This is a genomic window from Sphingomonas bacterium (assembly GCF_028292945.1).
Lineage (GTDB): Bacteria > Pseudomonadota > Alphaproteobacteria > Sphingomonadales > Sphingomonadaceae > Sphingomonas.
Window position 1 is genome coordinate 22273 of the sequence record NZ_JAQGLJ010000077.1, and the last position, 7577, is coordinate 29849.

The following is a 7577-nucleotide window of genomic DNA, read 5'->3' on the forward strand; positions in this document are numbered from 1 at the left end:
GACGCGCAGGCAACCAGCACCGAAGCCACGTCGTTCCCAACAATCGCCGCAACTTAAGTTAACCCGGCTTTTTGGTGACGGGCGACGCGGTTGTGGCGGGAGGCATGATGCTTGGCCACGTAAAGTCCTTCTCTCTACGCCCGCGCGCTTCTAGGTGTCTTCGATGCTCGCGATGCATCCCGATTGTCAGCGCTGCGGCGCGGACCTGCCCGCCGACGCGCCAGCGGCCTTCATCTGCTCGTTCGAATGCACTTTCTGCGCCCCATGCGCCGACGCGCTCGACGAGCGCTGCCCGAATTGCGGCGGCGAACTGACCGACCGGCCGACGCGCACGGGCAAGGCGCTGAAGGAGCATCCCGCGGCGAGCGAGCGGCGGTTTCGCAAATGAAGGCCACCTGCGTGATCGTCCCTCCCCGGCGGAAGCCGGGGCCAGATTCGCGGCGCGGCCGACTAGGCCCCGGCCTCCGCCGGGGAGGGGTGAGTGTCGCCATGTCGTTTGGCCTTGCGCATGGGTAACTCTGCGAGCCTCATTCCCACCCCCCGCATCCTGATCATCGCCGGCTCCGATTCAGGCGGCGGCGCGGGCATTCAGGCCGACATCAAGACCGTCACCATGCTGGGCGGCCACGCGATGACGGCGGTGACCGCCATTACGGCGCAGAACACGCTGGGGGTGCAGGCGGTTATGCCCGTCCCCGCCGACATGGTGGTTGCACAGATACGCTCGTGCATCGACGACATCGGCGTCGACGCGATCAAGATCGGGATGCTCGGCACGGCTGAAACAGCGCGGGCCGTAGCGGATACGCTGGTGGCTGTCGGAGTGCCTATCGTCTTCGATCCGGTGATGATCGCGACGTCGGGCTCGATCCTCGCCGATGTTGACACGATCGCGGCGTTCGAGCGGTTGATGCGGATTGCGGCAGTCGTGACGCCAAATGTCCCTGAGTTGGCAGTGCTGACCGGATCGGAAGTCAGCAGCGAAGGCGAGGCACGTGCCGCAGGCCGCACGCTCGCCGCCAACCTGAAAGTTCCCGTCCTGGCGAAGGGCGGTCATCTCGCGCCCGATCGGACGGGGCAGGTTTCGCTTCCGGAAGAGAGTCGCACGACGGACCTGCTGGCGGACAATCTCGTGCTGCCTGATGGCTCTGACATCGTGTGGACCTACTCCCGCATCGACACGCCGCACACCCACGGCACCGGCTGCACGCTCGCGAGTGCGATCGCGACCGGGTTGGGCGCGGGGCTGGACCTGCCCGCCGCCGTGGGCCGCGCGATCGGGTTCGTGCGCGCCAGCCTTGAGCGCGCGCCGGGCTTGGGGCACGGGCATGGGCCGATGGGGCAGCAGTTCGTCACCGAATTCCGGACATTCGATGGCCGCTAAACGCCCGTCGCTGCGCCACGAAAAGCTCTGCCTCGCCCCCGTCGCCGGGGTTGACGAGGCAGGGTGCGGCCCGCTTGCCGGACCGGTGGTGGCGGCCGCCGTCATCCTGCCCGCGCGCGGCGTTCCACGTGGCATCGATGACTCGAAGAAGCTGCCCGCGACCGAACGCGCGCGGCTGTGCGCGCGGCTGCTCGCCTGCGCTGTCGTCGGCGTCGGCATCGTCGAGGCGGACGAGATCGACCGGCTCAACATCTATTGGGCACGGATGAAGGCGATGGAGCTGGCGGTCGCCGCACTCGGCTGCGAACCGGCGCATGTGCTGGTCGACGGCAACCGCCTGCCACGCTGGAGCCATGCCGCGACCGCCATCGTCGGCGGCGACGCATTGAGCCTGTCGATCGCCGCCGCGTCGATCGTCGCCAAGCACACGCGCGACCAGATCATGCTCGCCCATGCCGAATCATATCCGCAGTACGACTGGCACTCGAACAAGGGCTATGGCTGCCCCGCACACCGCCGTGCGCTCGCCGAACACGGCGTCACGCCGCTCCACCGCCGTTCCTTCGCCCCCGTCGCGCAAGCGATCGATCTGCTGAGTCTTTCGTGCCACACCGCTACAGCTTGAGGGTAGCGCAGGCGCCAGGACTCAATATCTAGGTCCACCCCAACTCCGTTCCGCTTCGTTAACGCGATCTTCACGCGCCACGTTAACCAATGTCTGCTTGACGGAGTCCGCGGTTCGCGGGCCTCATGCGGGCGGGAGGCGTTTGTAGGGATGGGGGTAATCGACAAGGTCCGGCGGGCTGCGCCAGTCGCAGCGGAGCCGACGGTGCTGCCGCTCGACAGCATCGTCATGGGCGACTGCATCGCGGTGCTGAAATCGCTGCCGGCGAAGTCGGTCGACTGCATCTTCGCCGATCCGCCCTACAACCTTCAGCTCGGCGGCGAGCTGTTCCGGCCCGACGGCAGCCATGTCGACGCGGTGACGGACGACTGGGACAAGTTCGAATCGCTCAAGCATTACGACGCGTTCACCCGCGCCTGGGCGGCCGAAGCGCATCGCGTGCTCAAGGACGACGGCACGATCTGGGTGATCGGCAGCTATCACAACATCTTCCGCGTCGGCGTGGGCCTGCAGGATCTCGGCTTCTGGATCCTCAACGACATCATTTGGCGCAAGGCCAATCCGATGCCCAATTTCCGCGGCACCCGCTTCACCAACGCGCACGAGACGCTGATCTGGGCGTCGAAGGGCGAAAAGGCGAAATACACCTTCAACTACCGGTCGATGAAGACGCTCAACGACGAACTGCAGATGCGCTCGGACTGGGAATTCCCGATCTGCGGCGGGCCGGAGCGGCTGAAGGCGGGCGGCGTCAAGGTCCACCCGACCCAGAAGCCCGAGGCGCTGCTGTACCGGGTGCTGCTCGCGTGCACGAAGCCCGGCGACGTCGTGCTCGACCCGTTCTTCGGCACCGGCACGACCGGCGCGGTGGCGAAGCGGCTGGGCCGCCACTGGGTCGGCATCGAGCGCGAGGCGGAATATTGCGCGGCGGCGGCGGCGCGGATCGAGGCGGCGCTGCCGCTCGACGAATCGGCGCTGGCGACGATGCAAAGCCCGCGCTCGGCCCCCAAGGTGGCGTTCGGGACGCTGGTTGAGACCGGCTACCTGACGCCCGGCGCGGTGCTTACCGACGCGAAGCGCCGCTGGTCCGCGACGGTCCGCGCCGACGGCTCGCTGCTGAGCGCGTGCGGCTCGGTCGGCTCGATCCACAAGCTCGGCGCGACGCTGCAGGCCGCGCCCGCGTGCAATGGGTGGGTGTTCTGGCACCATGACGATGGCGGCAAGATGAAGCCGATCGACACGCTGCGGCAGACGTACCTGCTCGCGACGCAGCCCTGAACTTCCCTCTCCCGCACGCGGGAGAGGGGCAGACCGCGAAGCGGGCAGGGTAAGGGTATGATGCGGGTTCCAGGTGAATGCGCCCGGACCCACCTCGATCCCGCACCCTGCCGCCTGCGGCGCCTGTCCCTCTCCCGCTTGCGGGAGAGGGGTGTAAGGAACCGCCATGCACCTCCTCCCCACCCACTTCGTCGCCTCCCCCATCCACCACCCCGACGGCGCCGTCGCGCGGCTGGCTGGCGGCATGCAGTGGTTCGCCGCCTATGAGGTGATCGCGGGCGCGAGGCGGCGCACCGTGTCCATCGGCGAGGTCGCAACGCTGGGCGAGCGCGCGGCGCAGCTCCACGCCCGCATTACCGCGGTGCGCGCCCCGATCACGGTCGGCGAACGCACGCTGCGCTTCGATCAGCCGCTCGTCGCGGGCATCCTCAACGTGACACCCGACAGCTTCTCCGACGGCGGCGCGCGCCTGGACGATCCGGCGGCGGCGGGTGCCGACATGCTCGCCGCCGGCGCCGCGCTGGTCGATGTCGGTGGCGAATCGACGCGGCCGGGGGCGACGGCGGTGTGGGAAGGCGACGAGATCGCGCGCGTCGTTCCCGCCATCGAACGCCTCGCGCGCGCCGGCGCGGCGGTGTCGATCGACACCCGCAAGGCGGCGGTGATGGAGGCGGCGCTTGGCGTCGGTGCGGGGCTGGTCAACGACGTATCGGCGCTGTTGTGGGACGACCGTGCTCTCGACGTCGTCGCCCGCGCGGGCTGTCCGGTGGTGCTGATGCATTCGCCCGATCCGCAAGGAGGCGGGCACGGCAAGGGCGGTTACGCCGACGTGCTCACCGAGGTGTTCGACTGGCTGGAAGTCCGCGTCGCGGCAGTGGTCGGGGCCGGGGTCGATCGCGCGAAGATCTTCGTCGATCCCGGCATCGGCTTCGGCAAGACCGTGGCGGAGAACCTGCAACTGCTCAACGGGCTGGCGCTGTTCCACGGGCTGGGCTGCCCCGTCATGCTCGGCGCGAGCCGGAAACGACTGATCGGCGCGTTGTCGAACGAGGCACCTGTCGACCGGCGGCTCGGCGGTAGCCTGGCCCTCGCGATGAAGGGGGTCGAGGCGGGCGTGCAACTGCTCCGCGTCCACGATGTCGCCGAAACGGTGCAGGCGATCCGCGTCTGGCGCGGACTTCGGGATCAGGCATTCGTGGGGTAGCGCGGTCGTCTCTTGCGCGGGAGGAAGTGCGGCTCGATGCCGGCTCAGGCGTTTGGCGGGCATGAGCGACGCGATCGACGACCTTCACGCCCGTATGGCCGCCGCTGCCGCGGCACTCGACTTCGAGGAAGCGCGGCGATTGCGCGACCGCATCAGTCTGTTGCGAGGGGGTGCCGATGCGGTGGCGGCGGCGCGGTCGGACACGAGCGGACTAACGCGGCAGCAGCCAGGCGCGATGGGGCTGGGTACGGGCGTGCCGCGCGTCGTGCCGCCGCCGGGGTGGGTCGCACCGAAGAAGCCGGATTTGGGGGGGCGGGGAAGTCGAAAGAAGGTCAAGTAAGCGCCGCGGCAAAGCCGCGCCGTGGGCCGCGCGCGTCGCGCCCGCCGGCCGCTCCGCGCCTAGGCGGCCGACTCGATCCCCAGCTCGCTCAGCTTGCGGTACAGCGTCGACCGCCCGATCCCCAGCCGTCGCGCGACCTCGGTCATGCGGCCGCGATAATGGCCGATCGCGAGGCGGATGACGTCCGCCTCGATGTCCTCCAGCGGGCGCATGTTGCCGTCGGCGCGGAACAGCGTGACGCCACCCGCCATCGCCGCCTGCGTGGTGGCGCTGCGGCGCGCGCCCAGGCTGGCGATCTGCGGGAAGTCCGCCTTGGTCAGCGCCGAACCCTCGCACAGCACGGCCGCGCGGAACAAGGCGTTGCCCAACTGGCGAACGTTGCCCGGCCAGTCATATTCCTCGAGCAGCCGCAACGTGTCGTCGGTGATGCCCAACTCGCGCAACCCCGGCTGCTGCGCGATCCGCGCGAGCAGGTGGCGCGCGAGCGCCGGGATGTCGCCGGCGCGTTTGCGCAGCGGCGGGATGAGGACGGGCACCACGTTGAGGCGGTAATACAAATCCTCGCGGAACCGCTCCGCCTCCACCTCGTCCACCAGCCGCCGGTTGGTGGCGGCGATGACGCGGACATCGATCTCGCGGGGGTGGCGCGCGCCCAGCGCATGCACCTCGCCCGATTGCAGCACGCGCAGCAGCTTCGCCTGCGCCTCCAGCGGCATCTCGCCGATCTCGTCCAGGAACAGCGTGCCGCCGTCGGCCTGCTGGAAGCGCCCGATCTTGCGCTCGAATGCGCCAGGGAACGCGCCCTTTTCGTGCCCGAACAGTTCCGATTCGACCAGATTGGCGGGGATCGCGCCGCAGTTCACGGTCACCATCGGCTTCTTCGCGCGTGGACTCGCGGCGTGGATCGCCTCGGCGACCACCTCCTTGCCGACGCCCGATTCGCCTTCGATCAGCACCGGCACCCGCGCGCGCGCCGCCTTGGCCGCGATCGCCAGCGCGGTGCGGAACTCGGGCGCGGAGCCGACGATCTCGTCGAAGCCCAGCAACGCGGGGATCTTCTCCGTCAGCGGGCGCAATTCCCCCGCGGCCGTACCCGCCACCGCCGCTTCGAGTGCTGCGAGCAGGCGTTCGGGCGCCAGCGGCTTGACCAGGAAGTCGGTCGCGCCCGCGCGCATCGACGCCACCGCCTGCGCGACCGAGCCGTTGGCGGTCAGCAGCAGGATCGGCAGCGCGGGCCGCCGTTCGCGCAAGCTCGCGATGGTGCCGGTCACGTCGGCGTCCGGCAGCGCATGGTCGAGCAGGATTGCGTCCAGCTGCATCCCGTCCTGCGTGCCGAGCGTTGCCACGCCCATCTCGCCGTCGCTGGCGAAGACCGCGCGCCAGCCGCCGCGCGCGGCCAGCGCGGCCACCAGCCGCCGCTGCGCCGGCTCGTCGTCGATCAGGAGCAGCAGCCGCTGGCCGTTGCGCGTCATGGGTGGAGCTCGTGAGCCATTGCCCCCCGCTTAGCCGCGCAGGCGTGTAAGCTCGGTTAAACACGCTTGAGGGTGAGGGGGCTGGTGGGTAAGGCTCGTGCAAAGCGGACGCGAGGGAGGGATGCATGGCCGACAACAACCATTCGGATGGGATCGAACAACCGAGCGTGACCGCGCACTTGAAGACCTATGACGGTGTCATCGCGCTCTTGAAATGGGGCACGGCGGTCAGCGTGGTCATCGCCGCGCTGGTGATCTGGCTGATCGCGACCTGATGAAGATCGCCGTTCTTCGCGAGCGTGCCGAAGGCGAGAAGCGCGTCGCCGCGACGCCGGAGACGGTGAAGAAGCTGGTCGCGCTCGGCGCGAGCGTGGCGATCGAGGCAGGTGCGGGCACGGCGGCGTCGATCGCGGATGCCGACTATGCGGCAGCCGGCGCAACGGTGGGCGACCTCGCGGCAACGGTCGCGGGCGCGGACATCGTGCTGGGCGTGCAGGGACCGGACCCGGCCAACCTTGGCGGTGCGAGCGGCGGCGCATGGATCGTCGCTTCGCTCAACCCGTTCGGCGCACGCCAGCGCGTCGATGCTTATGCAACCGCAGGCGTCGAAGCGCTCGCGATGGAGCTGATGCCGCGCATCACGCGCGCGCAGTCGATGGACATCCTGTCCTCGCAATCCAACCTGTCGGGCTACAAGGCGGTGCTCGACGCGGCGGCCGAATATGGCCGAGCGTTCCCGATGATGATGACCGCCGCCGGCACGATCTCGGCGGCGCGCGTGTTCGTGATGGGCGTGGGCGTCGCGGGCTTGCAGGCGATCGCCACCGCCCGCAGGCTGGGTGCGCAGGTCTCCGCCACCGACGTGCGCTCCGCCACCCGCGAGCAGATCATGAGTTTGGGCGCGAAGCCCGTGTTCGTCGAGAACGTCGCCGGGATCGAGGGCGAGGGCGCCGGCGGCTATGCCGGCGAGACCTCAGCCGAGTACCAGGCCGCGCAGGCGGAACTGGTGTCCACGCACATCGCCAAGCAGGATATCGTCATCACCACGGCGCTGATCCCCGGCCGGGCAGCACCCCGACTGGTGTCGGACGCGCAGCTCGCGACGATGCGCCCGGGCTCGGTGGTGATCGATCTCGCGGTCGAACAGGGCGGCAATGTCGAGGGCGCGGTCGCCGGCGAGGTGGTGGAGCGCCACGGCGTCAGGATCGTCGGTCACCGCAACGTGCCGTCCCGCCTCGCCGCCGACGCCAGCGCGCTGTTCTCGCGCAACCTCT

Annotated in this window: 9 protein-coding genes; 8 read left to right on the top strand and 1 reads right to left on the bottom strand. The window is 69.5% G+C overall.

What is annotated here, in order from left to right; all coding sequences use genetic code 11:
* The first annotated feature begins 163 nt into the window (after positions 1-163).
* The 6 genes from JWN21_RS09455 (at position 164) to JWN21_RS09480 (ending at position 4831) form a co-directional block, all read left to right on the top strand.
* Positions 164-388, top strand: coding sequence for a DUF1272 domain-containing protein (locus tag JWN21_RS09455; protein ID WP_299648919.1), 225 nt, complete (start codon positions 164-166; stop codon positions 386-388).
* Between the two features lie 141 nt (positions 389-529).
* Positions 530-1384 (top strand): bifunctional hydroxymethylpyrimidine kinase/phosphomethylpyrimidine kinase, encoded by an 855-nt coding sequence (gene thiD, locus JWN21_RS09460; RefSeq protein ID WP_299648949.1) that lies wholly within the window; start codon positions 530-532, stop codon positions 1382-1384.
* A complete protein-coding gene (locus tag JWN21_RS09465) occupies positions 1374-2009 on the top strand; it encodes a ribonuclease HII (protein ID WP_299648922.1) in 636 nt (211 codons plus the stop codon). Before thiD ends, JWN21_RS09465 begins: the two co-directional genes overlap by 11 nt.
* A gap of 150 nt (positions 2010-2159) precedes the next feature.
* On the top strand, positions 2160-3287 hold the full coding sequence (locus JWN21_RS09470; protein WP_299648925.1) for a site-specific DNA-methyltransferase: 1128 nt from the start codon (positions 2160-2162) through the stop codon (positions 3285-3287).
* Between the two features lie 166 nt (positions 3288-3453).
* Positions 3454-4491, top strand: coding sequence for a dihydropteroate synthase (gene folP, locus JWN21_RS09475; RefSeq protein ID WP_299648928.1), 1038 nt, complete (start codon positions 3454-3456; stop codon positions 4489-4491).
* A 61-nt stretch (positions 4492-4552) separates the two neighbouring features.
* Entirely contained in the window at positions 4553-4831 is a 279-nt protein-coding gene (locus JWN21_RS09480; protein WP_299648931.1) for a UvrB/UvrC motif-containing protein, read from the top strand.
* A 59-nt stretch (positions 4832-4890) separates the two neighbouring features.
* On the opposite strand, the gene JWN21_RS09485 is transcribed toward JWN21_RS09480, so the two are convergent.
* Entirely contained in the window at positions 4891-6303 is a 1413-nt protein-coding gene (locus tag JWN21_RS09485; RefSeq protein WP_299648934.1) for a sigma-54 dependent transcriptional regulator, read from the bottom strand.
* A 125-nt stretch (positions 6304-6428) separates the two neighbouring features.
* Here JWN21_RS09485 and JWN21_RS09490 point away from each other — a divergent pair, with 125 nt between their 5' ends.
* Both JWN21_RS09490 and JWN21_RS09495 read left to right on the top strand, forming a co-directional pair.
* Positions 6429-6578 (top strand): aa3-type cytochrome c oxidase subunit IV, encoded by a 150-nt coding sequence (locus JWN21_RS09490; RefSeq protein WP_299648937.1) that lies wholly within the window; start codon positions 6429-6431, stop codon positions 6576-6578.
* A partial coding sequence (locus tag JWN21_RS09495; RefSeq protein WP_299648940.1) for an NAD(P) transhydrogenase subunit alpha occupies positions 6578-7577 on the top strand: 1000 nt, incomplete at its 3' end. The genes JWN21_RS09490 and JWN21_RS09495, both read left to right, overlap by 1 nt.

Bases quoted from the DNA above. Each gene is read 5' to 3' on its own strand.
- JWN21_RS09455 (WP_299648919.1), top strand. From the start codon at position 164: ATGCTCGCGATGCATCCCGATTGTCAGCGCTGCGGCGCGGACCTGCCC.
- JWN21_RS09465 (WP_299648922.1), top strand. From the start codon at position 1,374: ATGGCCGCTAAACGCCCGTCGCTGCGCCACGAAAAGCTCTGCCTCGCC.
- JWN21_RS09470 (WP_299648925.1), top strand. From the start codon at position 2,160: ATGGGGGTAATCGACAAGGTCCGGCGGGCTGCGCCAGTCGCAGCGGAG.
- folP (WP_299648928.1), top strand. From the start codon at position 3,454: ATGCACCTCCTCCCCACCCACTTCGTCGCCTCCCCCATCCACCACCCC.
- JWN21_RS09480 (WP_299648931.1), top strand. From the start codon at position 4,553: ATGAGCGACGCGATCGACGACCTTCACGCCCGTATGGCCGCCGCTGCC.
- JWN21_RS09485 (WP_299648934.1), bottom strand. From the start codon at position 6,303: ATGACGCGCAACGGCCAGCGGCTGCTGCTCCTGATCGACGACGAGCCG.
- JWN21_RS09490 (WP_299648937.1), top strand. From the start codon at position 6,429: ATGGCCGACAACAACCATTCGGATGGGATCGAACAACCGAGCGTGACC.